General features: G+C 62.4%; 21 protein-coding genes. 10 read left to right on the top strand and 11 right to left on the bottom strand.

The window, feature by feature from the left end:
* The first annotated feature begins 12 nt into the window (after positions 1 to 12).
* Positions 13 to 1,485, top strand: a complete 1,473-nt coding sequence (locus KQ661_RS11715) for an MBOAT family O-acyltransferase (RefSeq protein WP_216727123.1) — start codon at positions 13 to 15, stop codon at positions 1,483 to 1,485.
* Positions 1,486 to 1,487: 2 nt separating this feature from the next.
* On the top strand, positions 1,488 to 2,402 hold the full coding sequence (locus KQ661_RS11720) for a hypothetical protein (protein WP_216688529.1): 915 nt from the start codon (positions 1,488 to 1,490) through the stop codon (positions 2,400 to 2,402).
* On the opposite strand, the gene KQ661_RS11725 is transcribed toward KQ661_RS11720, so the two are convergent.
* Entirely contained in the window at positions 2,392 to 3,702 is a 1,311-nt protein-coding gene (locus KQ661_RS11725) for a glycosyltransferase family 4 protein (RefSeq protein WP_226915537.1), read from the bottom strand. The genes KQ661_RS11720 and KQ661_RS11725 overlap by 11 nt on opposite strands.
* Before the next feature lie 157 nt (positions 3,703 to 3,859).
* Between KQ661_RS11725 and ffh the strand changes: the two genes are divergently transcribed.
* From ffh to KQ661_RS11745, 4 genes are all read left to right on the top strand, one after another.
* Entirely contained in the window at positions 3,860 to 5,224 is a 1,365-nt protein-coding gene (gene ffh / locus KQ661_RS11730) for a signal recognition particle protein (RefSeq protein WP_216688530.1), read from the top strand.
* Positions 5,225 to 5,553: 329 nt separating this feature from the next.
* Positions 5,554 to 7,464 carry a CHRD domain-containing protein gene (locus KQ661_RS11735; protein WP_216727124.1) on the top strand — a complete coding sequence of 637 codons (1,911 nt, stop codon included), beginning with the start codon at positions 5,554 to 5,556 and terminating at the stop codon, positions 7,462 to 7,464.
* A 312-nt stretch (positions 7,465 to 7,776) separates the two neighbouring features.
* Complete coding sequence (locus KQ661_RS11740; protein WP_216727125.1) at positions 7,777 to 8,502, top strand: cytochrome b/b6 domain-containing protein; 726 nt, start codon at positions 7,777 to 7,779, stop codon at positions 8,500 to 8,502.
* A gap of 15 nt (positions 8,503 to 8,517) precedes the next feature.
* Positions 8,518 to 9,351 (top strand): molybdopterin-dependent oxidoreductase, encoded by an 834-nt coding sequence (locus KQ661_RS11745; protein WP_216727126.1) that lies wholly within the window; start codon positions 8,518 to 8,520, stop codon positions 9,349 to 9,351.
* A gap of 73 nt (positions 9,352 to 9,424) precedes the next feature.
* On the opposite strand, the gene KQ661_RS11750 is transcribed toward KQ661_RS11745, so the two are convergent.
* A complete protein-coding gene (locus KQ661_RS11750) occupies positions 9,425 to 9,718 on the bottom strand; it encodes a hypothetical protein (RefSeq protein ID WP_216727127.1) in 294 nt (97 codons plus the stop codon).
* A gap of 91 nt (positions 9,719 to 9,809) precedes the next feature.
* The gene (locus KQ661_RS11755) at positions 9,810 to 9,986 is read right to left on the bottom strand and encodes a DUF2256 domain-containing protein (RefSeq protein WP_216688535.1); all 177 of its coding nucleotides are present in this window, start codon (positions 9,984 to 9,986) and stop codon (positions 9,810 to 9,812) included.
* 154 nt (positions 9,987 to 10,140) lie between these two features.
* On the opposite strand from KQ661_RS11755, the gene KQ661_RS11760 reads away from it, so the two are divergent.
* Both KQ661_RS11760 and KQ661_RS11765 read left to right on the top strand, forming a co-directional pair.
* A complete protein-coding gene (locus tag KQ661_RS11760) occupies positions 10,141 to 10,878 on the top strand; it encodes a class I SAM-dependent methyltransferase (RefSeq protein WP_216727128.1) in 738 nt (245 codons plus the stop codon).
* Positions 10,879 to 11,102: 224 nt separating this feature from the next.
* Positions 11,103 to 11,531, top strand: coding sequence for an acyl-CoA thioesterase (locus KQ661_RS11765; protein WP_226915538.1), 429 nt, complete (start codon positions 11,103 to 11,105; stop codon positions 11,529 to 11,531).
* Positions 11,532 to 11,596: 65 nt separating this feature from the next.
* Here KQ661_RS11765 and KQ661_RS11770 read toward each other — a convergent pair whose 3' ends face one another.
* Entirely contained in the window at positions 11,597 to 12,169 is a 573-nt protein-coding gene (locus KQ661_RS11770) for a DinB family protein (RefSeq protein WP_216688537.1), read from the bottom strand.
* Between the two features lie 157 nt (positions 12,170 to 12,326).
* Between KQ661_RS11770 and KQ661_RS11775 the strand changes: the two genes are divergently transcribed.
* On the top strand, positions 12,327 to 13,727 hold the full coding sequence (locus tag KQ661_RS11775; protein WP_216727129.1) for a hypothetical protein: 1,401 nt from the start codon (positions 12,327 to 12,329) through the stop codon (positions 13,725 to 13,727).
* Between the two features lie 71 nt (positions 13,728 to 13,798).
* Here KQ661_RS11775 and KQ661_RS11780 read toward each other — a convergent pair whose 3' ends face one another.
* The gene (locus KQ661_RS11780; protein ID WP_216688539.1) at positions 13,799 to 14,782 is read right to left on the bottom strand and encodes a pyruvate dehydrogenase complex E1 component subunit beta; all 984 of its coding nucleotides are present in this window, start codon (positions 14,780 to 14,782) and stop codon (positions 13,799 to 13,801) included.
* A gap of 190 nt (positions 14,783 to 14,972) precedes the next feature.
* On the bottom strand, positions 14,973 to 16,781 hold the full coding sequence (locus KQ661_RS11785; protein WP_216727130.1) for a tetratricopeptide repeat protein: 1,809 nt from the start codon (positions 16,779 to 16,781) through the stop codon (positions 14,973 to 14,975).
* A 161-nt stretch (positions 16,782 to 16,942) separates the two neighbouring features.
* Here KQ661_RS11785 and KQ661_RS11790 point away from each other — a divergent pair, with 161 nt between their 5' ends.
* Positions 16,943 to 17,161 (top strand): PspC domain-containing protein, encoded by a 219-nt coding sequence (locus tag KQ661_RS11790; RefSeq protein ID WP_168674221.1) that lies wholly within the window; start codon positions 16,943 to 16,945, stop codon positions 17,159 to 17,161.
* 64 nt (positions 17,162 to 17,225) lie between these two features.
* Here KQ661_RS11790 and KQ661_RS11795 read toward each other — a convergent pair whose 3' ends face one another.
* The 5 genes from KQ661_RS11795 to hisS all read right to left on the bottom strand — a co-directional run bounded on the left by KQ661_RS11795 (position 17,226) and on the right by hisS (position 24,017).
* On the bottom strand, positions 17,226 to 18,278 hold the full coding sequence (locus KQ661_RS11795; protein ID WP_235726967.1) for a glycosyltransferase family 2 protein: 1,053 nt from the start codon (positions 18,276 to 18,278) through the stop codon (positions 17,226 to 17,228).
* Positions 18,268 to 18,606 carry a YbaB/EbfC family nucleoid-associated protein gene (locus KQ661_RS11800; protein WP_168674222.1) on the bottom strand — a complete coding sequence of 113 codons (339 nt, stop codon included), beginning with the start codon at positions 18,604 to 18,606 and terminating at the stop codon, positions 18,268 to 18,270. The genes KQ661_RS11795 and KQ661_RS11800 overlap by 11 nt, the downstream gene beginning before the upstream one ends.
* A gap of 120 nt (positions 18,607 to 18,726) precedes the next feature.
* On the bottom strand, positions 18,727 to 20,715 hold the full coding sequence (locus tag KQ661_RS11805) for a T9SS type B sorting domain-containing protein (RefSeq protein WP_216727131.1): 1,989 nt from the start codon (positions 20,713 to 20,715) through the stop codon (positions 18,727 to 18,729).
* A 144-nt stretch (positions 20,716 to 20,859) separates the two neighbouring features.
* A complete protein-coding gene (gene hutH, locus KQ661_RS11810; RefSeq protein WP_216727132.1) occupies positions 20,860 to 22,353 on the bottom strand; it encodes a histidine ammonia-lyase in 1,494 nt (497 codons plus the stop codon).
* Between the two features lie 245 nt (positions 22,354 to 22,598).
* Positions 22,599 to 24,017, bottom strand: coding sequence for a histidine--tRNA ligase (hisS, locus tag KQ661_RS11815; protein ID WP_216688543.1), 1,419 nt, complete (start codon positions 24,015 to 24,017; stop codon positions 22,599 to 22,601).
* Positions 24,018 to 24,025: the final 8 nt, after the last annotated feature.

The following is a 24,025-nucleotide window of genomic DNA, read 5'->3' on the forward strand; positions in this document are numbered from 1 at the left end:
TTCGCGTCACGAATGCTATTCAATTCCCTTCATTTCCTCGTCTTTTTCCCGATTATCGTCGGGCTCTACTATGGCTTGCCGCCGCGCTGGCGGGGCCCCCTGTTGCTGCTGGCCAGCTACTACTTCTACATGAGCTGGCGGGCCGTGTATGCCCTGCTGCTGCTGGCCACCACGCTGCTCGACTACTTCAGCGGCTACCGCATGAGCCTGCTGCCCACCCGGCGGGCACGGCGGCCGTGGCTCTACCTCAGCCTGGCCAGCAACCTGGGCACGCTGTTCGTTTTCAAGTACTTCAATTTTTTTCGCGATGGCCTGGGGCAGCTTGCCGAGGCCCTGCATCTGCCGTTTGCGGTGGGCCCCACGCTGGGGCTGCTGCTGCCGGTGGGGGTGTCGTTCTACACGTTCCAGTCGGTGGGCTACATCATTGATGTGTACCAGGGCCGGCTGGAGGCGGAGCGGAATTTCGGGCGGTTTGCGCTGTTCGTGGCGTTTTTTCCGCAGCTGGTGGCCGGGCCTATTGAGCGGGGCGGGCACATGCTGCCGCAGTTCCGGCGCGAGCATTCGTTCGATTATGCCCGCATTGTGAGTGGGCTGCGGCTCATGGCCTGGGGCCTGTTCAAGAAAGTGGTAGTGGCCGACCGGTTGGCCCTGCTCGTCAACCCCGTCTTCAACAACCCTCGGCAGCACCCCGAAGGCCCCCTGCTGGTGCTGGCCACGCTGGCCTTCACCTTCCAGATTTACGGCGACTTCTCGGGCTATACCGATATGGCTCGGGGCGCGGCCCGTGTGCTGGGGTTCGATTTTAACCTGAATTTCCGGCAGCCCTACCAGTCAGCCTCCGTGCCGGATTTCTGGCGGCGCTGGCATATTTCACTGTCGAGCTGGTTCCGGGATTATCTGTATATCCCACTGGGTGGCAGCCGGGTAAGCCAGCTTCGGGCATACATCAACCTGCTGATTGTCTTTCTCGTGAGCGGCCTCTGGCACGGGGCCAACTGGACGTTTCTGGTCTGGGGCGGCTTGCACGGCGTGTACCTGGTGCTCAGTACTTTGGCCCGGTCGTTGCGCGAGCGGCTGGCGCAGCGCACGGGGCTGGCCGCGCACCCGGGCCTGCGGCGGGGGCTGGGCGTGGGTATCACCTTCGGGCTGGTGGCCTACGCCTGGATATTCTTCCGGGCCAATACGCTGGGCGATGCGCTCTTTATCAGCCGCCACTTATTCAGCGGCTGGGGCAACCTGGGCGGGCGGGGGCTGGCTACCTTATTGCTCGATTTCTCGCAGCACTACCGCCCCGAGCTGGCCGTGGCCGCCCTCGGCGTGGGCCTGATGCTACTGGTAGAATATTTCGGCAGCCGGCGCAGTCCGCAGGCCTGGGTGGCCGCGCAGCCCTTCGCCACGCGCTGGGTGGGCTACGCGGGGCTGGTCCTGCTCATCTTCTACCTGGGGGTTTTCAATAGTACCTCGTTCATTTATTTCCAGTTTTGAAAATGCCCGTGCGCGCTATTGTTTCCAGGTTGCTGCTGCGCCTGTTGCTCCTGCTGGTAGCGGGCCTGCTTGGGGCGGTGCTGCTGGCCCCCGTGGTGCTGCGGGGTGGCGTCGATGCGTTCTATGGCCGCTTCACCAGCCCGCCGGCCGGCTCGCTTGTTCTGGGCACGTCGCGGGCGGCGCAGGGCATTCGGCCGGCGGTGCTCAGCGCCGGGCTGGCCGGGCAGTTCGATGGTCCGCTGCTGAACTATGCGTTCACGCTCACGCACTCGCCTTATGGCCCGGCCTACCTGGCCAGCATCCGCCGCAAGCTGCGGCCCGAGGTGCGCAACGGCCTGTTCATCATTGCCGTCGACCCGTGGTCGCTGTCGCTCACCGGCCCGGAGGGTACGTTTCCCGAAGCTCAGTCCTTCATCGGCCAACTGCATCAGGTCAGTCAGAATCCCAATCTGCCCTACCTCACCCGCTACCAGACCAAGCCGCTCTACCGCCTGCCTCTCGACTACGCCACCGCCACCGAGCGCCTGCACCCCGACGGCTGGCTCGAAGTCAATATCGGCACCGACAGCGCCCAGGTGCGCGCCCGTACCGCCCGCAAGCTCCAGGATTACCGCCGGCTGGCTGCCAGCCAGCATTTATCCGAAGGCCGCCTGCTGGCCCTGCGACAGACCATTGCCTTCCTCAAGCCGCACGGCCGCGTGGTGCTGGTGCGCCTGCCTGTGGGGCGGTCATTGTTGCAGTTGGAAAATGCCTATCAGCCCGGTTTCGACCAGCAAATGCGCTGGCTCGCGGCCGCCTTCTCCCTGCCTTACCTGGACTACAGTAACCAGCCCTACGCCACCACCGACGGCAACCATCTGCAACGGGCGGCCAGCGCAGCATTCAGCCAAAAGCTAGCCGCCGACCTTATTCGTTGACCAGTTTTGCCAGCTGCCCCGCCAGCGCCCGGCGCGAGTAGCGGGTGTGGCTCACCGCCGGTAAATCAAGATTGGGATTGATATGCCACCGGGCCACCATTGCTTCCAGCGTATCGCGCATCAGCGCGGTGTTCTCGTAGGGCAGGGCCTGGCCCGCGCCGCATTCCTGCAGCAGGTGGTCGGCGTCGGAGCCGGCGGGGCCTATGCAGAGGATGGGCTTATTGGCCGCGAGGTACTCGAACACCTTGCCCGGCAGAATGCCGAAATTGCGCGGCACGTCCGGAATGGCCATGAGCAGGGCCGAGGCTTCGAGCAAGTATTCTACCGACTTGTCGTGCGGCACAAAGGCGATGAACTCGGTTATCGGCAGCAGGCCGGCTCGTGCTATCTGGCTCCGCAGCTCATTCGAAACCTGACCCACGAAGCGCAGGCGCAGGAGCACGTCGGGGTGGGCGGCGGCGCAGGCGGCCACGGCTTCCAGCAGGCGGTTGATGTGGTAAAGCTCCGTGATGGTGCCGGTGTGGGTGATGCGCAGGCAGTCGCGGGGGGGCTGCGAGGACTGGCGAAAGTCCGACTCGTCGTAGCCGTTAGGCAACACGTGGAATTTGGCGGCCGGTAGTTCCGGCAGCTTGGCCAGAAACAGCCGCTTGGTTTCGGGCGAAGTCACCAGCACAGCATCGGCCTGGCTTAGCACGCGGCGCTCGTAGCGCGCATCGAGCCAGGCGGCCAGCGGTGTGTGGTGCAGGTCTTTGTAATAATAAATGTCCGTCCAGGGGTCGCGCAGGTCGGCCAGCCAGCGTAGGCCGTGGCGGCGCTGTAGCTCCTGGCCGATGAGCTGCGTGGAATGCGGCGGCGACGACGTGAGTACGGCATCGAACTGCTCGCCGGTGGCCAGCAGTTTCTCCACGGCGGCCAGGGCGTGGCGGTTCCAGCCCCGGCGCGGGTCCGGGACAAACAGGTTGCCGCGTACGAAGCGCAGCGCCTGCTGCAGCAGCCCGGGCTTGCCTTCGTTGGCGAAGCCGCCGTAGGGTACGGCGCGGCCCGTCAGCTTCTTATAGCTCTCAAACGGCTCGGTGGTGCCCGTGCGGATAACGCGCACGCCGGGTGGCACTTCGGCCAGCAGGCTTTCGTCGCGCACGGGGTAGCTGGCCTGGGTCGGGTCTACCGTAATTACCGTGGCCTCCACGTTGAAATGCCCCAGGTGCTTCACAAACTTGAGGCAGCGCTGCACGCCGGCCCCGCCCGAGGGCGGCCAGTAATACGTGATAACGAGCAGGCGCAGAGGGTGGGGGAGTGACACAGTGACCGGAAACATAAAGCGGGCCACGAAGGTACGCCCGCTGCCGGTTTTCGGCCTTTTATGGTTACTTTTGGGGTTCAGTTTCAGCTTGATTCCGAGGGGGCGCCCCGCACCAAATCAGCATAACCAGTTCAACCAGCGCTAAATCAGCGATTCAATGTTCGATAATCTCTCCACCAAGCTCGACCGGGCCATTAAAACCCTTAAGGGCCAGGGCAGCATCTCCGAAATCAACGTCGCGGCCACCATCAAGGAAATCCGCCGGGCGCTGGTCGATGCCGATGTTAACTACAAGGTTGCCAAGGATGTAACCGACAAGATTAAGGAAGCTGCCATGGGCCGCGATGTGCTCACGGCCGTGTCGCCGGGCCAGCTCATGGTCAAAATCGTGTACGACGAGCTCACCGAGCTCATGGGCGGCGAGAAGAAGGACATCACCATCAAGGGCGACCCGGCCGTGATTCTGCTATCGGGCCTGCAGGGCTCGGGCAAAACCACCTTCGCCGGCAAGCTGGCCAGCTACGTTAAGAAGCAGGGCCGCAATACGTTGCTGGTGGCCTGCGACGTGTACCGTCCGGCCGCTATTGAGCAGCTCAAGGTGCTCGGCGAGCAGATTGGCGTGGAAGTGTACTCGGAAATCGAGAACAAGAACCCCGTTGAAATCTCGCGCAACGCCGTTGAGTACGCCCGCAAAAACGGCAAGAAAGTAGTCATCATCGACACCGCCGGCCGCCTGGCCGTGGACGAGCAGATGATGCGCGAGATTGAGCAGGTGAAGGCCGCAATCAACCCCAGCGAAACGCTGTTCGTGGTGGATTCCATGACCGGCCAGGACGCCGTGAACACCGCCAAAACCTTCAACGACCGCCTGAATTTCGACGGCGTGGTGCTCACCAAGCTCGACGGCGACTCGCGCGGTGGCGCGGCCCTCAGCATCCGGGCCGTGGTGGAAAAACCCATCAAGTTCATCTCGACGGGCGAGAAGATGGACGCGCTGGACTTGTTCTACCCCGACCGCATGGCCCAGCGCATCCTGGGCATGGGCGACGTTATTTCGCTGGTAGAACGCGCTCAGCAGCAGTTCGATGAGGACGAGGCCAAGCGCATCAACGCCAAAATCCGAAAGAATCAGTTCAACTTCGACGACTTCCTCTCGCAGCTGGAGCAAATCAAGAAGATGGGCAACATCAAGGACTTGATGGGCATGATTCCGGGCATGAGCAAGGCCATGAAGGACGTCGAAATCGACGACGATGCCTTCAAGCCTGTTGAGGCCATCATCAAGAGCATGACCAAGCAGGAGCGGGCCAATCCCGACCTCATCAACGGCTCGCGCAAGAAGCGTCTGGCCAAGGGGTCCGGAACCGATATTCAGCAGGTGAACGCGCTGATGAAGCAGTTCGACGACATGCGCAAAATGATGCGTACCATGAACAAAATGAGCCAGACCAAGGGCGGTATGGCCCAAATGGCCAAAATGATGGGTGGCATGAAAGGTGGCCCCGGCGGCATGATGCGCTAAGCCCACGCCCGCGCAAGCCCGCCGCACAATTAGCTACTAAAACAAGCCCTGGCGATTCGTCAGGGCTTTTTTCGTGTGTCCGCCCGCCAATAAAGCTCATTTGAAAGCGAGCCGGGGAGTTGCGTGGCGCGGTAGTACTGCATTGCCCGTTAGTAGATTATTGCCAAAAAATATTGAAACATTATGGCGAAGTCTGGGCTTACCCCGTAATACGGGAAAAACAACTTGCATCAGGCAATCCTGCGGCTATCTGCTCCGGTTTTTGGGAGTAGGCCGGGTTGCCGGCGCTCTCCTTCCTTCACCAACCCAACCATTTTACCACTAATCTCATGTTTGCAAAAATACTTCGTTCGCTGGCTGCCGCTGCTTTGCTGGCTGCCCCGTTGGTGGCTTCGGCCGACCACCTGCGCCCCCATCTGTTACTTACGGCCCGGCTTAGCGGGGCTCAGGAAGTGCCCGCCGTGGCTACCAGCGCGCAGGGCGTAGCGGCCATCACCGTGAATTCCACGCGCGATACCATTTTTATTCAGGCTGCTTTCAGCGGGCTGAGTGGGCCTGTTACTGGGGTGCATTTTCACGATGCTCCGGCGGGCGTGAATGCCCCGGTTAGTGTGAACCTGCTAAGCAAGCTGCGCGGTAACCGGGTTTCGGGCTTTCTGGCCGGTGCTGACGTTACGCCCCTGCGCATTGCGCGGCTGCTGCGCGGGCTGGTGTACCTGAACGTGCACACCATGGCCAACCCCGGCGGCGAAATTCGCGGCCAGGTCACGGTAGAGTCAGATGATGCGCTGGCGGGCGTGCTGAGCGGTGCCCAGGAAGTGCCGGCGGTGGCTACCACGGCCTCTGGCCTGGGCGTATTCACGCTGAGCCAGGACCAGGAGCGCCTGAAGTTTCGGGTGGTGGTGAACGGGCTGAGCGGTGCCATCACGGGCGCGCATTTCCATATTGCCGGCCCCGGGGCCAACGCTCCGGTAGCCCTCAGTCTCTTGCCATTTCTCACCGGCAATGTACTGGAAGGCGAAATTTCGTCGCAGGGCACCAACCCGCTGCTCACGCCCGCACTACTGGCCGCGCTGGTGCAGGGCGGGGTATACATCAACTTCCACACGGCTACTAACCCCGGGGGCGAAATCCGGGCGCAAGTACTGCCCGAGCGGCGCGTGCTGCCTTTGGATACCCGCTTCGACGGGGCGCAAATGGTGCCTGCCGTCATCACTTCTGCCTCGGCCGTATCTGTGGGCCGGCTCGTTGGTACGCTCGATACCGTGCGGGTGCAGGTGGCCTACACCGGCCTGAGTGGCCCGCCCGTGGAGCTGCGGTTTTACGCCGCCAATGCCGGCGTTGCCAACACCCCCGCCAACCTGGTGGGCACTGTGCCCGTGATACCCGGGGCCGGGGGCAACGCGGTGGGCAATGTCATCACCTTCGAGATTACCGCCCCGACCCTGACGCCCGCCCTGGCAAACCTGCTGCTGAACACTGGCATAAACACTGTGCTGACTACGGCCGCCAACCCGAACGGTGAAATTCGTGGGCAGGTAATCCGGCTGGCCCGCGAAGGCTACAGCATTGTACTGAACGGCGCCCAGGAACGGCCCAACCCGGTGGTTAGCAACGGGTACGGCGTGGGGTTTGTGAGCATCGACCGGGACCAGACCAACGCCCGTTTCGCCGCCGTGTGGGGCGGCCTGAGCGGCCCGGCCACCATGGGCCACTTCCACACCGGCACGGCTTCGCAGTCGGGCGGGGTGGTATTCAGCCTGGCTCCTTACTTCGACAATGCGACTAACCCCACGTCGCTGGCCGGCTACTGGAAAAGCGACAACGCCGCACCCTTCACCACGGCCCGGTCATTGGACTTTCGCAACGAGAACATCTACCTGAATCTGCACACGGCTGCCAACCCCGGGGGCGAAATCCGGGGGCAGGTGTACCGGGGCGCGCGCAACTTGCAGGTAGTGCTGGCCACCCAGCCCGCCGCCGTGCTATCCGAAACGTTTAGCGCCGCTCCCAGCCCCTTCAGCTCCGCGCTCACGCTCTCCTTCGACGCCCGCTTTAGTGCTGCCGGCCAGCTGCGCATCACTGACCTGCTGGGCCGCACCGTTGCTACCCAGGCGGTGGCCGTGCGCTCCGGGGCTAATTCCCTGCCCATTGCCTTGCCCACTGCCGCCCCCGGCATGTACCTGCTCACGCTGGAAGTTGGCGAAACCCGCTTGACTACCAGAATTGCCAAGGAGTAGGGACCGGCGAAATGCCGCTTGCTAGATAATTTTAAGGTTGCATTAGCTATAACGTATTTGCACTGAAACACTTTAGAAAAAAGGGAGGGCTGCGGAATTTTTTGGTGCAGTTCTTGTTGGTATCTCTGTGAAAGAATAGTTTTTTAAGGTGTTTTGGTATGGATAGGCTGGCCTCAATGGGACCAGCCTATTTTTTTGCCTTGGCAGCTAGATTTGCTGTAAGGATGTCCCGGCTCGCGCGTCAGGCTAGGTAAGATGCAGACCCGGAGCCCGGTGTACCTTGCAGAGGTTTCCGTTTCGAATTGTGGTTTTATGAAGCAGCTTGTTGAAAAGCATCCGTTGGCTATTCGGTGGTTTCACTGGGTCAATTTCCCCGTTCTCAGCCTCATGATTTGGAGCGGGATGTGGATATACTGGGCCAACGACGTGTACCGCCTGGGCTGGGGTAAAACTACGCTGGTCAAGTTCTTTCCGCAGTCTTTCTACGCAGCCTTCCACGTCGACCACAAGCTGGCGCAGGGTATGAGCTGGCACTTCGTGCTGATGTGGGTGTTTTTCCTCAATGGCCTGCTGTACGTGGGCTACACCGCTTTTTCGGGCGAGTGGCGCTACCTGCTGCCCACCCGGCACTCCTTCAAAGAAGCCGTGCTGGTAACACTGCACGACCTCGGCCTGTATAAAAAGCCGCTGCCGGTGCGCAAATTCAACGGCGCGCAGCAGATTGCCTACACTTCGGTCGTTATCATGGGGCTGGGCTCGGTGCTTACGGGGTTGGCCATTTACAAGCCTACGCAGTTTGGCTGGCTCACGCAGCTGCTGGGCGGGTATGAGTTTGCTCGCATCATTCACTTTGCGCTCACCATCGGCTACGTGCTGTTTTTCGTGGTACACATTACCCAGGTGGTGCGGGCCGGCTGGAATAATTTCCGGGCCATGGTGGCGGGATTTGAGATTGTGGAGACTGAACCCGCGACGCATAAGCTGGAAGCCGGCCCCACGTCGCTGCCCGCCGCCGATGAATCCCTTTCGTCTCAATAATTGCCGCTTTTCGGTATGACTGACCCTTCCCTCGCGTCCGCGCCGCTCGACGGCCCCGGCGCTTTGCCCCAATCTGAAGCCGCGCTGCTGGCCGAGGCCCGCCGCCGCTCGCGCCGTTCCTTCATCGGGCTGGGGCTGGCTGGCCTCGCGGGCATTGGCGGCTGGCGCTGGCTGGTGTCGCAGCCCACTGATCAAGGCATTCCGTACCCGCTGCGCAATGCGCTCGATGCCAATAGTCGCCTCAGCCACGCTTATTTCAAGCATCTGCGCTTGGCCCCCGAGTTTGCCCGCAGCCGCGCCAAAATGCCCCGCGTAAACGGCCGGGTAGGCCTCGCCGGTGACGTGGACCCCGCCACCTGGCGAATGCGCGTGCAGGCCTACGGTTCCGGCAAAACCCAGGAGTTCTCCCTGGCCGATATCCAGGCCCTGCCCAAAGTGGAGATGACCACTGAGCTCAAATGCATCGAAGGCTGGAGCATCGTGGTGCATTGGGCTGGTGCCCGGCTATCCGATTTTTTGGCCCGCTACCCGCTGGCCACCCGCAGCGGCCTGCCTGCCGACCCGCTGAGCCCGCCCGCCGACCTCGCGCCTTACGTGGGTATGCGCACGCCCGACGAGCTATACTATGTGGGCATCGACATGGCCAGCGCCCTGCACCCACAAACATTGCTGTGCTACGAAATGAACGGAGAGCCGCTCACGGCCGCCCATGGCGCGCCGCTTCGCCTCGTCACGCCCCTCAAATACGGCATCAAGCACCTCAAGCGCATCGGCACCATCGCCTTCGCCGATACCCGCCCCAAAGACTACTGGGCCGAGCTGGGCTACGACTGGGACGCGGGGCATTAGGTTTGAGGGTAGGAGGGTAGAACGTAACGGCTCTGGGGTAGGAGGTAAAGAACTTCATACCCCCATAGCCTCTTTAATGTACCACGCGCAGCTCGTAGCGCTCGGGCTGGCCATTGAGGGCGGGTATGTACCATGCACCCACGCGGCTGGGGCCGTAGCCCAGGTTTACTTTCACCCATTCATCGCGGGTAGGGAGCAGGGCGATGATTTCCTGCTCCATGCGGGACAAATCGGTGGGCGAGTGTTGGGTACCGCTGTTCTGGTCGTGAGCGGCGCGGCGCAGCTCTTTTTCCATTTCCAGGTAGGTATTGACCTTTTCTTCGAGCGGAATAAGATTGGGGTTGAGGTAGTCGAGGTTGGAGGCCATAAAAAAGCGGCTGGAAAACCAGCAGATTGGTAAGGGGTAAGGAGCTTCTCAACGCCGCCCCGGCCCCAAAAGATACGGCCGCGCCGGGCGGTTACGCCGGAGTGGGGCTGGTAGTGCCGGCGGCGGGCCGGTTGCGCTGGCACTTTTCGCCGCAGTATTTCACGTCGTCCCAGTTGGCGCGCCACTTTTTGCGGTACTCGAACGGCCGGCCGCAGGTGACGCAGATTTTGGTGGGTAGCTGGCCTTTACGCAGTTTGGCGGGAAGCATAATGAGGGGTTGAGCAGTAGGGTAGCATGCAAACGCTTGGCCCCGGCGCGAAGTTTTGGGTAATTTTGGCTATCGATGGGTTATTGAAGCGTTGTTGCCGCCAACCCCGGCCGTGGCGCGCCTCAACGGCCCAAAATGCGCTTTTAATTTCTCTATGACCACAACCACCGCCCCCGATGTGCTGGGCCAGGCCCTGCTGGACTACCACCACGGCACTATTGCCGCCACCGTCACCGTGCATTGCAGCGCCGCCGATGATGAGCCGCTGCCGGCCGCCTACTTCTTCCGCACCCTGCTCCAGATGCCGGAGCTGGAGCGCCTGGCCCTCGACGAAAGCCGGGGCCGCGTGCTCGACCTTGGGGCCGGGGCCGGCTGCCACAGCCTGGAGCTGCAGAGCCGGGGCTTCCAGCACGTAAAGGCCGTGGACGTATCGGCCGGCTCGGTGCAGGTGATGACCGAGCGCGGCGTGCATACCGTGGCCCGCCACGACTTATTTGCCCCGCTGCCGCCTACCGAGCTGCCCTACGACACCATCCTGCTGCTAATGAACGGCCTCGGCCTGACCGGCACCCTCGACGGCCTCGATAAATTTCTGGCCCACGCCCGCACCCTGCTGGCCCCCGATGGGCAGATTCTGGCCACGTCCTCCGACGTGCGCTACCTCTACGAGGACGAAGACGGGGCGCTGCTTATCAACCTCAACGGCCCGTACTACGGCGAAGTTGAATACACGCTCAGTTACAAGGGCCGCACCGGCGAGCCCTTTCCCTGGCTGTTCGTCGATGCCGCCCTGCTCAACGACGCGGCCCAAACTGCCGGCTACACCGCCGAATTCCTCAGCGAAGACGAGAACGACCAGTACCTGGTGCGCCTAATGCCTGTTGGCAATTAACAATTGGAGTTGTTTAGAAAGTCACAAAAGGTACTCAAACGGTCATGCAGAGCGCAGCATCTTGCTCGCATCGTTGAACGGGCCTGAGGATGCGAGCAAGATGCTGCGCTGCGCGCTGCATGACCGTTCGGGGACTTTCTAAACAGCTTCATTATGAATTAAGAATAAACAATTCATCAGCAACCTTTTCAATTCTATTTCACTAACCTAATTCTTAATTGATTTTGACCAACGCCATCATCTACCGCACCCGCTGGGCCGATATGGACCCGAACGGCCACATGCGCCATTCCGCCTACGCCGACTATGCCGCCGACCAGCGCCTCGTTTTATTGGCCGAGTGGGGCTACGATATCAAGGAATTTGCGCGCCTGCGCCTGGGTCCCATCCTGTTCCGCGAAGAAACGACTTTCCTCAAGGAAATACACATTGGCGAAGAAATTCGGGTGGATAGCCGTCTGCGCAGCGTGAACGACGACGGCACCCGCTGGAGTATCACCCACACCATTTACAAGGCCGATGGCCGCGTGGCCGCCATCGTAGCCGTCGACGGGGCCTGGCTCGACCTCGACCGCCGCAAGCTCACCACCCCGCCCGCCGAACTCGCCACGGCTTTCCGCGAGCTGCCTGCCTATGAGGTGCCGGTGAAGTAGAAAGGTATAAAGAAGCAGCCCCCGAATTGATAAATTCGGGGGCTGCTTCTTTTATGTGGCTGGCGCTAGGCATGGGCATCGGCCCGCACCCCGGCCGTGGGCCGCAGGACCTTGGTGATGCGGTCCAGCTGCTGCTGATGATGCAACAGGTGGTCGACCAGGTGCTCTATTACCTGATAGATGGTGATGCGGCCCGAGCGCGGATGAGGGAATACGGCCCGGTTCTGCTGCCGGCTCGGAAACTCGTTGAGCAGCCGCTCCATCTGGCGGCGGGAGGCTTCCCAGGACTTGCGCATCTCGTGCAGCGTGGGCAGCTCGCCGGCATCGGTGAGGGTAGCCACACCGCGCGGTGCTTTGAACTTGAGGCCGGGCAGGCGCAGCATCAGGCGCACAAACTGCACCTGCAGCTTTGTAAAAAAGCCAACCTTCGGCAAAAGCTCCTCCGCCTGGAGCTTCTTCTGGACATACTTGAGGATGTTCTCTTCAACAAAAAGCAGGTGATGCACTACCTGCACCGCCGACCATTTGCCCGGCGCGGGAGCCTTGTTCTGATCCGGCCCCAGCGCCTCGGCCGACGCCAAAAGTCGTTCAGTAGACCGTTCGAGCTGTTCAAATTTGAGGTGAAGGCGGTGATTCATGCGGGTGGGGAGGATGAAAAATAGCCTTACGGCAGAGCTAGCGCAAAAGATACGGCGACAATTTGATTGGCTTCGCGGCCCGATTCGGACCGTGTGACTGGGCAAGGCCCGCGCCGCGCCGCATAAGCTGCGGCCGGTGCCTAGTTTTGCGGTACTCATGCCTACTCGTTCCACATTTTTTTCGGCTCCGTGGCCTGCCCGCTGGCGGGTGCTCGCCGTGCTGGCCCTCTACGCCGCCTACCTGCCCCTGAGCGGCTACACCGTGAGCCAGTTCCGCTTCGACGCGGCCGAATACTGGGAATTTTCCTTGAAATTCACGCAAAATGGAGGGTTTTCCCTGCTGGCGTTCGATGCGCCGATGCGCGGCTACCTGGGGCCGTTGCTCGTGCTGCCGGCGCGGCTGCTGTGCCATTTCACGGGCTGGTCGATGCTCACCGGGGCACAGGTGCTGGGGGCGGGCTGGGCGGCCGTGCTATTCGGCGTGGCCCTGCCGCAGCTATGGGCCCAAGCCACGGGCCGGGCCCTGAGCGGCGGCCGCTGGCTGGTGCTGCTCAGTCTGTCTTTTGTCTTCTGGCGCGACTATTTCAACTTCACCCTCAGCGATATGCCGGCGCTGGCGCTGCTGCTGCTGAGCCTGGCGGCGCTGGCGCGGCGCGGCTGGGGCTGGGCCGCAGTAGCCGGGCTGCTGCTGGCGGCGGCCATCAATATTCGGCCCATTTACCTGGCCAGTGTGCCGGGTGTGCTGTGGCTGTTGTGGAAGAATACGCAGCCGGCTTCCGGTTCCTCTATCTGGCGAAGTGGCGCGGCGCTGGCGGTCGGGTTGGCACTGGTGTGGCTGCCGCAGTTTCTAATTAATATGCGGCATTTCCAGCAGCCCACGCCGCTGGTGCTGGCCGGGCAACCCGGTACCGCGCCGCTCTATCTGAAGCAGCTCACCTGGGGCACGGCGTTCCAGCGCTACGAATCGAGTTTGATTCTGGAAATCCCCCGTTCGCTGGTTTATGCCGATTCCGTTGGGCAGCGCGCCCTGGCTGCTGAGCCGGGCCACCGGTTCGGCAGCTACGGCCAGTATGCGAAGTTTGCGCTGCATCAGCCCATTAGCACCAGTGGGCGCTACCTGCGCCACCTGTTCAACGGCCTGGATATTCGTTTCCCCACGCCCTATCCCCGGCAGCTGCAGCCGCCGGGCCAGGCTGCGCTGCGGCTGCTGAACTATGCGCTGCTCGGTTTGGGCATTTTGCTGGCTATAGTCGCCGGGCTGAGAAACCGGCGGTTGGCCTGGTCATCCATGGCAGTAGGCTCATTGATAGCATTGCTGCTGCCGTGCCTGCTGGTATTGCCCACGCTCATGGAAAGCCGGTTTCTGCTGCCCCTGCATCTGTTGGTGCTCACGATGGTAGCGGGAACGTGGCAGCCAGGGGCGTGGTGGCGCGAGCTGGCGCCCGTGCGCCGGGTAGCATTGGTGGCGGTGGCGGCCGGCTGGCTGTGGGGGTGCTGGCATGTATCAGAAGCCACGGCGGGGCAGCTGCGCCCGCCGAGCGAGGCTCCGCAGGATTAGCGGCAACTTTTTCATAAAAAAGGCCCCGCCAGCTTTCGCTGACGGGGCCTTCCAATTTCCATAATTCAACCCTACACTTTGGCGTAAGTTACTTCCTTCACGGCTTTCACCACGCGGGCCACGTTGGGTAGCGAGGCTTCGATGAGGGTGGGGGCGTAGGGCAGGGGCACGTCGGCGCAGGTGATGCGGATAACGGGCGCGTCGAGGTAGTCGAAGGCGCGGCGCTGCACGATGTAGGCCAACTCGCCCGAGATGCTGGCCAGCGGCCAGGCTTCTTCGATAACCACCATGCGGTTGGTTTTCTTCACCGAGTTCACCAGCGTGTCGTAGTCAATCGGGCGCACCGAGCGCAGGTCGATTACTTCGGCTTCAATGCCTTCCTTGGCCAGCTCATCGGCGGCGGTGTAGGCGATTTTCATCATCTTGCCGAAGCTCACCAGCGTTACGTGCTTGCCCTGGCGCACGATGTTGGCTTTGCCGATTTCGAGCAGGTACTCTTCCTCGGGTACTTCGCCCTTGTCGCCATACATCAGCTCCGACTCCATGAAAATCACGGGGTCGGGGTCGCGAATGGCCGATTTCAGCAGGCCTTTGGCGTCGTAAGGATTCGAGGGAATCACTACTTTCAGGCCGGGCGTATTGGCAAACCAGTTCTCGAAATTCTGCGAGTGCTGGCTGCTGAGCATGCCGGCGTTGCCCGTCGGGCCACGGAACACGATGGGGCAGGAGTACTGCCCGCCCGACATCGAATACAGTTTGGCGGCCGAGTTAATCACCTGGTCGATAGCCACCAACGAGAAGTTGAAGGTCATGAATTCAATGACGGGAATCAGCCCGTTGGCCGCCGCGCCCACGCCGATGCCGGCAAAACCCAGCTCAGCAATCGGGGTATCAATCACGCGTTCGGGGCCGAACTCGTCGAGCATGCCCTGGCTTACTTTGTAGGCGCCGTTGTACTCGGCCACTTCTTCGCCCATTAGGAACACCCGCGGGTCGCGGCGCATTTCCTCGGACAGGGCCTCGCGCAAGGCCTCACGGAATTGAATTTGACGCATGGTTTTCTTTAGGGTAAAGCCGCAATTGGGCCGTTTGGCAAAGCTACAACAGGTGCGGCGGACGGGCAACGGCCCCTAAGAACATTAGCCCGCAGAAGGCGCCGAGGGTTGCGCAGAGGTCGCTGAACGTTCGGCGACCTCTGCGCAACCCTCGGCGCCTTCTGCGGGCTAAAAAGTCGGCAGAACGGCGCTACCGCAACGCCTCCCGAAATACCTTGCCCTGCGCATAGTCCTGAAAATCCAGGTCTTCCACGGCGCGCTGGGCGTAGCTGCGGTCGAGGGCCACGGCCTGCTTGAGGAAGGTGCCCACGGCGGCTTCGTTTTTCTGGCGGGCGGCCACCACGGCCAGGCCGTAGATGGGCGCGGCGGCCGTGGGGCGCAGGGCTTGGGCCAGCTGATATTGTTCCTGGGCCAGCTCGTAGTGCTCGCGGCCCACTTCGATGAGGGCGCGGTTGAGGGCGTTCTGGTAGCTGGGGCCGGCGTATTGGAGGCTGCGCAGGGCCTCGTCGGGCTGGCCGACTTCGATTTCCAGGGCGGCGCGGTCGGAGAAGATTTTGCGCAGCAGCGGGCGCGGGCCGCCCAGCTTAATGGCGTAGTCGTAGTTCTGGAGGGCTTCGAGGCGGTCGCCGGCGCGGTGGTAGGCGGTGGCGGCGTGGTAGAAGAACTCGGCCGTGGGATTGCGATGGGCGGCTAGCGTGAAGTTGACGGCCGCCCGGCGGTAATAGGCCTTCTGAATTTTATCGGTGGGCTCCTTTTCGGCGCGCATCAGCAGCACCACGCCCAGGTTGTGGAAGGCTTCCCAGCTGTTGGTATTCGCGGCCGATACTTCATAAATACGCTGTTTTTCAGCCAGCAGTGGCGTGAGCGTGGCCGAATACCGCAGCTCCTCGGGCGTGAGGGCATCGGTTTCGACCTGCTTCTCCACAATCTTTTTCGAGAGCAGGTACACTTCCGAATCGTAGCGTTTTGGGGCGGTGTAGCTCACGGCCACGGTGCCGAAACGCAGTACCGGATAGATGTACTGCTCGATGTAATCGAAGGAAGTGAGCCGGTGCAGGGCCTTTTCCTTCTGCTCGAAGGTGCCCTTGGTGTCGTTGATTAGGGTGACGACGGAGTCAATCTGGTCGGCTTTCAGGGCCGAGGTCGTGACTTTCTGGAGGAAGGTATCCCACTTGCGCACGTAGGCCAGCGTGTCGTAGCGAATCTCCTCGTTATTATTGAGATACGAGAAGTTTTTAACCCGCTGCTTGTAGTAGTAGAGCAACATTCGGACGCGCTTGCTGGCCAACAGGCGGTTGTGGGCATCGGTAGAGTCGGGCGAGTGGCCCGCGATGATGAGCACCTGTTTTGTGTGCTGGTTGGCATCAATCAGGTCTTCGAGGGCGGCCACGTTGGTACCCAGGTAGCCCCGGATAAACCACTTGTCTTCATCGAAAAAGAAGGGCAGCACGCGGGTGCCGCTCATGTTGTTGCTGGCGCGCTCTGGCAGCAGGGTCAGGGCGGTGTCCTCGCGGACTACCAGGCGGGCGGGGTCGGCGATGCCGCGGGCCACGCGCACATCGCTAGGGGCGCGAAGAATTTTGCCGTTCTTTTTCAGCTCACGTACCTGGGCGTGGGCCAGCAGCTCGCCGGGGTTGCGGCCGGGCGTATTGGGCAGGGTGAACTTCTGGGTGGCGAGGAGCTGGCCTTTGTTTTCATCGTCGTACACGAAGTTGCCCGACGTGAAGGTGATGCGGCCGAGGGTGTCCTCGCGCAGGCCGTGCTCGTAGCGGTAGCGCAGCAGCAGCTCGTAGGCCACGCCTTTTTGCAGGTGGTTGGCCGGTACGCGGGCTTCTACCGCAAAGGGCACGGCCTCGCCGGAGGCCGTGAGCACGGCGGGGCGGGCCACCACGGTACGCCCGGCTTCGGCCTGCTTCAGCACTCGGGGCAGGGTGCAGGCCGAGAAAAATACGGTGGCTGCCAGCAGCCCGTGGGCCACTGGCCGCAAAAGATTACGCATTAAAACACCTGAGGTGGAAAGACAAAAACCGCCCTTACAAACGTAGAAGTCTGAAATTAGTCAGATTCTGAGGGGCGAAATTACACCGGACCTGTTGCCTTTACCCTCCCAATGCCTTATCTTAGCCCAGAGAAACTGTTTTTCGCTAGCCGTTACCGCCCATGAAACGCTTCACCGACTACCTCGAAACGCAGTCTTTCGGCCTTTGCTCGGCCCTGGCCGGGAAATGGGGCTTCAGTACCCGCAGCGTCCGGCTGTCGTTCGTGTATGCCTCGTTTTTCACGTTTGGCTCGCCCATCGTGCTTTATTTCGCCGGGGCTTTCTGGATGAATGTGCGGCGCGCCATGCGCCAGCAACGCAGCACGGTTTGGGATTTGTAATTACTGGATTGAAATAAAATGACACTGCCCCAGCTTAACTCGTTTAGGCTGGGGCAGTATCATTTTATTTCAGCCCTAATTCGCTGAACCGCCGTTTGCCCTTGGCAAAATACGCCCAGACCAAACTGCCATCATATACCCCGGCCCTATCCCGAACCCGCAGGTGCGGCCGGGCGGCTTGCCGCTTCTTGCGCCAGTAGCCAAAGCTGCCATAGAAGCTGAAATGCGCCCGCAGTACGGCCCAGAAATCGCCCACCTCCCCGCTCAATAAAAATCGCAGGCCTGCCACGCCATCCAGCACAAGGCGCTGGAACATGGGGCCATACAGTTCGCCCGGGGCGGCGTTTTTATAGAGCAGCGCCAGGCCGTTGCGGAAGTTTAAATACGTTTTGCGGGGGTTGGATTTGTGCAGCGTGCCGCCGCCGACGTGCTGCACGGCGCTGCCGCCGTGATACCAGACTTCGTGGCCCGCATTCTGAAGGCGCCAGCAGAAGTCGATTTCCTCCATGTGCGCAAAAAAGGCCGGCTCCAGGCCGCCGAGGGCTTGCCAGGCAGCGCGGCGCACCATGAGGCAGGCCCCGCTGGCCCAGGCTACCGGGCGGGGGGCGTCGTACTGGCCCAGGTCCTTTTCGAGGGTGTCGAAGAGGCGGCCCCGGCAGAAGGGGTAGGCCAGGCGGTCGAGGTAGCCGCCGCCGGCTCCCGCGTACTCAAACAGTGTAGGGTCGGCGTGAGCCAGGATTTTGGGCTGTACGGCGGCGATGCGCGGGTTGGCTTCGAGCAAGCTGCGCAGGGGGCGCAGCCAGCCCAGGGTGACTTCCACATCGGAGTTCAGTAGCACGAAAAACGGGCTGTCGACCTGCGCCAACGCCTGGTTGTAGCCCTCGCAGAAGCCCCAGTTGCGGTCGAGCAGCAGCAGCTCCACGGTCGGGAAATTGCGGGCCAGCAGCTCTATAGAGTCATCGGTAGAGGCGTTATCGGCCACTATCACGCGGGCACCGTCGGCATGGGCGAGCACGCCGGGAAGGAAACGGGCGAGAAAGCCCGCCCCGTTCCAGTTCAGGATGACGATGGCCACGTCGGCGCCGGCGCCGGCCGGGGCCGCAGTATTAGGCCCCAAAACCGCTCAAATCGAGGCCGGGCACGTTGGGCATCAGGCCACTGGTTTTGCGCTGGAGCTCCTGGCGGGCCAGCTCGGCGGCTTCGTCGAGGGCCTTGTTCACGGCGGCTACCACGAGGTCGGCCAGCATGTCGCGGTCCTGCGGGGTGAGGAGCGATTCGTCGATTTCGAGCTTGAGGATTTTGCGGTGGCCGTTGGCCGTGGCGCGCACGAGGCCGCCGCCGGCTTCGCCCGTGGCCGTGATGTGCTGGATTTCCTGTTGGGCCTGCTGCATCTTGTCCTGCAGCTCTTTCACTTTGCCCATCATGCCGGTGATGTCGAATGCCATATTGCTAGTTGTCAGTTATTGTTTGTCCGTTGCTAGTGAACAGCGGTTGGGCCGAAAAGGATGCCTCATCCTATTATTATCGGCTAAAATTACCCGTAAAAGTGGTGGCCGAATGGCGTATTATTTTAGAATAGTAATCGTCCCCGTGGCCGAAAAAGGCTTGCCGTCTTCGTTATTCTGTTGAAAACGCCACACGTAGGCCCCCAGCACCGGGGCGTGGCCCTTGATGGTGCCATCCCAGGTTTCGCTGCGCCGGGTGCCCCGGAATACTTCCTGGCCGTTGCGGTCCACTACCACGAAGGTGTAGTTATTCAGGTACTTGCCCTTCACTTCGAGCACATCGTTCAGCCCGTCGCCGTTGGGCGTGAAGGCGGTGGGAATGGTGAGCGTGAGCTGCCGCGTGACGCTGGCCAGATTGGAATAGCTGAAGGTGCCGGCCGGCAGCCCCGCGCCGCCGATTTGCAGACGGTAGCGCACCACCTGCCGATCGGTGGGCGGGGTGAGGTCGGTGTAGCTGGTGCCCGTCAGGGCCAGGGTGCTCAGCACGGAGCCGTCGGCGGCGAGGCGCTGGAGGGTGTAGGTGGCCGGAATGGTGGGGCTGGGGCCGGTGAAGGCCGTCCAGGTGAGGGCGGCGGTGCTGCCGTCGGGGTCGGCGGCGCTGGCCAAGAGGATGGCCGGGCAGGTGGCCGGGCTGGCGGGCGAAGTATTGCCGCACACATCTGCCAGGATGACGGTGTAGCAGGGCGGGTTGGCTTTGAGCTGGGCCAGCTCGGTGGAATCGCGGGGTGCCCGCAGCGAGGTGGCGGTACCGAAATCGGTGGGCGCGCCGCTGCCGACCGTCCGACTGTAGCGGAGCGAACCCCCGGCGGGCAGGGCCGGCATGGTCAGCACGGGCGTCAGCACTACCACATTATTGAGGTTGAAGCTGGCCACCAGCCGGGGCTGCGCCGGCGGCAGGGCTGAAACCGTGGTGATGGCAACCGAATTGGAAACCGCGACCCCGCCGCCCGGCTGGGTGGCCGTTACTACGTAGGTGTACCTGCTGCCGCAGAGCACATCTGTATCCTCCAGCCCCCCGCTGATGGTCACCACGGTCGTAATGGCGGTGCCGTTGCGGGTGACGGTGTAGCTGGTGCCGGGGCTGCCGGCGTCGGTTAGCAGCAGCTGGTTGCGGTTGCGGGCCGATGCGCCGGTCAGGCTCAGCGTGCCGATGGCGGGCGAGGTGGCGGGGCTGGTGCCGCAGTAGTCGTTGCGGGCGATGCGGTAGCGGCCAGTCGCCGCGCCGGGCACGCTCAGGCTGGTGCTACCCGGCGGCACGGGCACGCTCGGCACGTTCTGGAAGCCGTTGCCGGTATCGACCTGCAAGGTATAGCGGTAGCCGAGGGGCAAATTGCCTACGGCCAGCGTGGCCGCGCCGCCGGGTAGCGGGCCGCTGAGGGTGAGACTGGTTAGGGCCGGAACCATGGCCGTTGCCAGCGTAAGGGGCTGCACTGAGGGCCGGCTTTCGCACAACCCGTTGGTGGTGTATTTGCCGATGAGGGTGATGGCAGTGGCCCCGGCCGGCACGGAAATGACGCTTGGCGCACGGGTAATCGGGCTTGGCCCAATAGTGCCGGTGGGCGTTTGAAAAGTGTAGCTGTAAGTATCGTAAGCCGCGTCGGTGATGGTGACCAGCGCCTGGCCGGTGGGGCAGGGCGCAACCGTGAAGGCGGGAGGCGGCGTGTCGTAGACGCGGTAAACGCGGAAGTAATAAATCGGATTGCCAATTACGTTATTCAGCTCTGATACTGTCACCATGCCCACGTCGGCCAGCGTGGGGGTGTAGCTATAGGGCAGGTAGTTGGGCGGGAAGCAGCGTGGCGTGGAGCTGCCAAACGTGACTCCTGAACCCCGCAACACGCCGTAGCTGAGCACCTTGGGGTCGGCATTTTGGTCGCGATGCAGGAAAGTGACTGGCTGACCCACACAAAAAGACTCTACTGGTACGAGGTTACCATTGAGAGCAACGAAGGCCGTGGGGTCATTAGGAATGGTCTCGCACTGGCTCCAGGCCAGGTGGCCCGGCAGGCATAGCAGTAACAGTAAGAAATAGCGGTTCAGCAGCTTCATGGTTTATCGGCTTCAAGCGTCCTTATCGGGTGGCCTTCACAACGCGGGATGAAGCAGTAGCGCGCCCGCGCCGGCATAGCCAGTGCTGTCGGTCAGAAATGATTCCTGGCCGACAGCACTTTCCCAGCAACCCGGGCGCGGTATTTACTGCCAGTCAAACTTACGGACGAAGGCGGCGGCTTTGTGCAAATCCGGGTACAGGACCCGGTCGCGCACCACAAATTTAACTTCCTGCCCGAAGGCTTCCACCACGCGCTCCAGGGCTTCGGAGCTGCGGCCGGGGCGCCGGAAGGCCAGCGCCTGCACGGCCGTCATTAATTCAATACCGAGCACCTGCTCCACGTTTTCGATGACGCGGCGGGCCTTGGTGGCAGCGTTGGCACCCATGCTCACGTGGTCTTCCTGACCGTTGCTACTCACAATGCTATCCACTGAGGCGGGGGTGCAGAGCTGCTTGTTCTGGCTCACGATGCCGGCGGCGGTGTACTGCGGAATCATCAGGCCGGAATTCAGGCCGGGCTCGGCCACGAGGTATTGCGGCAGGCCGCGCTGGCCCGAAATCAGCTGGTAGGTCCTTCGTTCCGAGATGCTGCCCAGCTCGGTCACGGCCAGGGCCAGGTGGTCGAGGGCCAGGGCCAGCGGCTGGCCGTGGAAGTTGCCGCCGCTGATAATCAGGTCTTCGTCGGGGAAGATGTTGGGGTTGTCGGTCACGGAGTTGCACTCGGTTTCGACTACCTGCGCCACGTAGGCCAGCGCGTCGCGGCTCGCGCCGTGCACCTGCGGCTGGCAGCGGAAGGAGTAGGGGTCCTGCACGGCCCGGCGGGGCTGGGTTTGCAGCTCGGAGCCAGCCAGCAGCTCGCGCAGCCGCCTGGCCACCAGCATCTGCCCCGCGTGGGGCCGGATGCGGTGCAAATGCTCATTGAACGGGGCGGAGCAGCCCCCAAAAGCTTCTAGCGAAAGCGCCCCGATAACATCGGCGGCCGCCGCCAGGCGCTGGGCGCGCAGCACGCCATCCACGGCGTAGGCCAGCATAAACTGGGTGCCATTGAGTAGGGCCAGGCCTTCCTTGGCTTGCAAGGCCAGCGGCTCCCAGCTGAAAAGGCTCATGGCGTCTTCGGCGCTGAGGCGGTAGCCCTGGTAATTTACTTCGCCCAGGCCCAGCAGGGGCAGGCAGAGGTGGGCCAGCGGGGCCAGGTCGCCGGAGGCCCCGAGGCTGCCCTGCTCGTACACCACGGGCAGCATCTCGCGGTTGTACATGGCCACGAGGCGCTCGACGGTGGCGGTTTGCACGCCGCTATGGCCGTAGCTCAGGCTCTGGGCCTTGAGGAAAAGCATGAGGCGCACGAGGTTCTGCGGTACTTCGGCCCCGGTGCCGCAGGCGTGCGACATCATTAGGTTGACTTGCAGCTGAGCACGCTCCTGGGGCGCGATGCTCACATTATACAGCGAGCCGAAGCCGGTATTGATGCCGTAAATCGGCTGGTCGTCGTGGGCCAGGCGCTGGTGCAGGTAGTCGTGGCAGGCGGCGATTTGCTGGCGGGCGTCGTCGCCGAGGGCTACGGGGCGACCGTCGGCGATGAGTTTGGCCAGCGCGGCCAGGGTGAGGGGCTGTGCGGGCGATATGGTGTGGGTGGGCATTTAGAGTGGGTGGGTGGTGAAGTTGGGGGCCGCAAAGAACGAAAAAAACTCCCCTCCTTTTTTAAGGAGGGGAGTTTTCGCGCAGCGAAAACGGGGGTGGTGCCCTCCGTTGAACGATGGCGAAACGATGCGGGCGTTAGTCGCTGGTCCATCGTTCAACGACTTTGCCACCCCAATTTTCGCTGACGCGAAAATTTCCCCTCCTTGAAAAAGGAGGGGAGTTTGTCGTTCATTGCAAGCTCCGGCTACTCTACCGTCAGGGCCGCTACCACTTCGCCCAGAGGCAGCAGCTTTTCCTCGCCACTCTGCATGATTTTTACCTTCACCACGCCGGCCGCTATTTCCTCGGGTCCCATGATGATGACCAAGGGAATACCCTTGGCATCGGCGTATTTAAACTGCACGCCCAGCTTCTTGGCATCGGGGTATAGCTCGCTGGGAATGCCAGCGGCGCGCAATTGCGCCAGCAGAGGCAGCGCGGCCCGGCCACTGGCCACGTCGAAATGGGTGATTAGGCAGCGGGTGGGCGTTTCGCCGGTCGCAGTGAACAGGTCCAGCGCTTCCAGGCAGTCGTAGAGCCGGTCCACGCCAAACGAGAAGCCCACGCCCGACACGCCCGGCAGGCCGAAGCTGCCGGTGAGGTTGTCGTAGCGGCCGCCGCCGCTCACGCTGCCCATTTGCACGTTGTTGATTTTGACTTCGAAAATGCAGCCCGTGTAGTAGGAGAGGCCCCGCGCCAGGGTGGGGTCAAATTCGAGCCGGTCGAACTGCTTGAAGCCGGACGCCACTAGCAGGTCGCGTACTTCGGCCAGCTCCGTCAGGCCCCGGTAGTTGGCGGTAATGTCTTCGTCGGCGGCGTTGGGGCGGGCGCCATCGGGCTCCACGCCGGCCGTCACGAAGCCGGCCAGCAGGCGTTGTAGCTTCTCCTCGTAGGTGCCCTCCACGCTCAGCAGGGCAAACAGCGTTTCGATGGTGGGCTCCGAAAAGCCGCGCTCCAGCAACTCCTTGCTCACGCCGTCGCGCCCGATTTTATCGAGCTTGTCAATCGCCACGAACAAATCCGTCTCGCGGCCCTCGCCGCCCAGCGCCTGGTAAATATTGCGCAGCACGCCCCGATGGTTGATTTTGATGGTGAAATCGTGCAGGCCGAGGCCGCCCAGCACCTGGGCCATCATGAGCACGATTTCGGCTTCGCAGAGCAGCGAGTCGGTGCCCACCACGTCGGCATCGCACTGGTAAAACTCGCGGTAGCGGCCCCGCTGGGGGCGGTCGGCGCGCCACACGGGCTGCATCTGGTAGCGCTTGAAGGGAAAGGTGAGGGTGCCCCGGTTCATGGCCACGTAGCGGGCGAAGGGCACGGTGAGGTCGTAGCGCAGGCCTTTTTCGGCCACTTTGGGCAGCAGGGCTTTCGAGCCGGTGGCGAGGTCCTCGGCGGTCACGTCCTTGGCGAAATCGCCGGAGTTCAGAACTTTAAACAGGAGCTGGTCGCCCTCGTCGCCGTACTTGCCCGTCAGTACCGACAAGTTCTCCAGCGTCGGCGTTTCCAGCGGCGCAAAGCCAAACGACTCGAACGTGCGGCGGATTACGTTGAAAATATGGCGGCGGCGCGCCACCTGCGCGGGGCCAAAGTCGCGGGTGCCCTTGGGAATACTCGGTTTTTGCATAACGGGGC

Source organism: Hymenobacter siberiensis (assembly GCF_018967845.1).
Taxonomy (GTDB): Bacteria; Bacteroidota; Bacteroidia; order Cytophagales; family Hymenobacteraceae; genus Hymenobacter; species Hymenobacter siberiensis.

What these genes read in the sequence shown, in the direction of transcription:
- KQ661_RS11770 (WP_216688537.1), bottom strand. Translation starts at nt 12,169, where the DNA reads ATGAATCACCGCCTTCACCTCAAATTTGAACAGCTCGAACGGTCTACT.
- KQ661_RS11755 (WP_216688535.1), bottom strand. Translation starts at nt 9,986, where the DNA reads ATGCTTCCCGCCAAACTGCGTAAAGGCCAGCTACCCACCAAAATCTGC.
- KQ661_RS11790 (WP_168674221.1), top strand. Translation starts at nt 16,943, where the DNA reads ATGAAACGCTTCACCGACTACCTCGAAACGCAGTCTTTCGGCCTTTGC.
- KQ661_RS11785 (WP_216727130.1), bottom strand. Translation starts at nt 16,781, where the DNA reads ATGCGTAATCTTTTGCGGCCAGTGGCCCACGGGCTGCTGGCAGCCACC.
- KQ661_RS11775 (WP_216727129.1), top strand. Translation starts at nt 12,327, where the DNA reads ATGCCTACTCGTTCCACATTTTTTTCGGCTCCGTGGCCTGCCCGCTGG.
- KQ661_RS11735 (WP_216727124.1), top strand. Translation starts at nt 5,554, where the DNA reads ATGTTTGCAAAAATACTTCGTTCGCTGGCTGCCGCTGCTTTGCTGGCT.
- hisS (WP_216688543.1), bottom strand. Translation starts at nt 24,017, where the DNA reads ATGCAAAAACCGAGTATTCCCAAGGGCACCCGCGACTTTGGCCCCGCG.
- ffh (WP_216688530.1), top strand. Translation starts at nt 3,860, where the DNA reads ATGTTCGATAATCTCTCCACCAAGCTCGACCGGGCCATTAAAACCCTT.
- KQ661_RS11780 (WP_216688539.1), bottom strand. Translation starts at nt 14,782, where the DNA reads ATGCGTCAAATTCAATTCCGTGAGGCCTTGCGCGAGGCCCTGTCCGAG.
- KQ661_RS11760 (WP_216727128.1), top strand. Translation starts at nt 10,141, where the DNA reads ATGACCACAACCACCGCCCCCGATGTGCTGGGCCAGGCCCTGCTGGAC.
- KQ661_RS11720 (WP_216688529.1), top strand. Translation starts at nt 1,488, where the DNA reads ATGCCCGTGCGCGCTATTGTTTCCAGGTTGCTGCTGCGCCTGTTGCTC.
- KQ661_RS11750 (WP_216727127.1), bottom strand. Translation starts at nt 9,718, where the DNA reads ATGGCCTCCAACCTCGACTACCTCAACCCCAATCTTATTCCGCTCGAA.
- KQ661_RS11800 (WP_168674222.1), bottom strand. Translation starts at nt 18,606, where the DNA reads ATGGCATTCGACATCACCGGCATGATGGGCAAAGTGAAAGAGCTGCAG.
- hutH (WP_216727132.1), bottom strand. Translation starts at nt 22,353, where the DNA reads ATGCCCACCCACACCATATCGCCCGCACAGCCCCTCACCCTGGCCGCG.
- KQ661_RS11745 (WP_216727126.1), top strand. Translation starts at nt 8,518, where the DNA reads ATGACTGACCCTTCCCTCGCGTCCGCGCCGCTCGACGGCCCCGGCGCT.
- KQ661_RS11805 (WP_216727131.1), bottom strand. Translation starts at nt 20,715, where the DNA reads ATGAAGCTGCTGAACCGCTATTTCTTACTGTTACTGCTATGCCTGCCG.
- KQ661_RS11715 (WP_216727123.1), top strand. Translation starts at nt 13, where the DNA reads ATGCTATTCAATTCCCTTCATTTCCTCGTCTTTTTCCCGATTATCGTC.
- KQ661_RS11740 (WP_216727125.1), top strand. Translation starts at nt 7,777, where the DNA reads ATGAAGCAGCTTGTTGAAAAGCATCCGTTGGCTATTCGGTGGTTTCAC.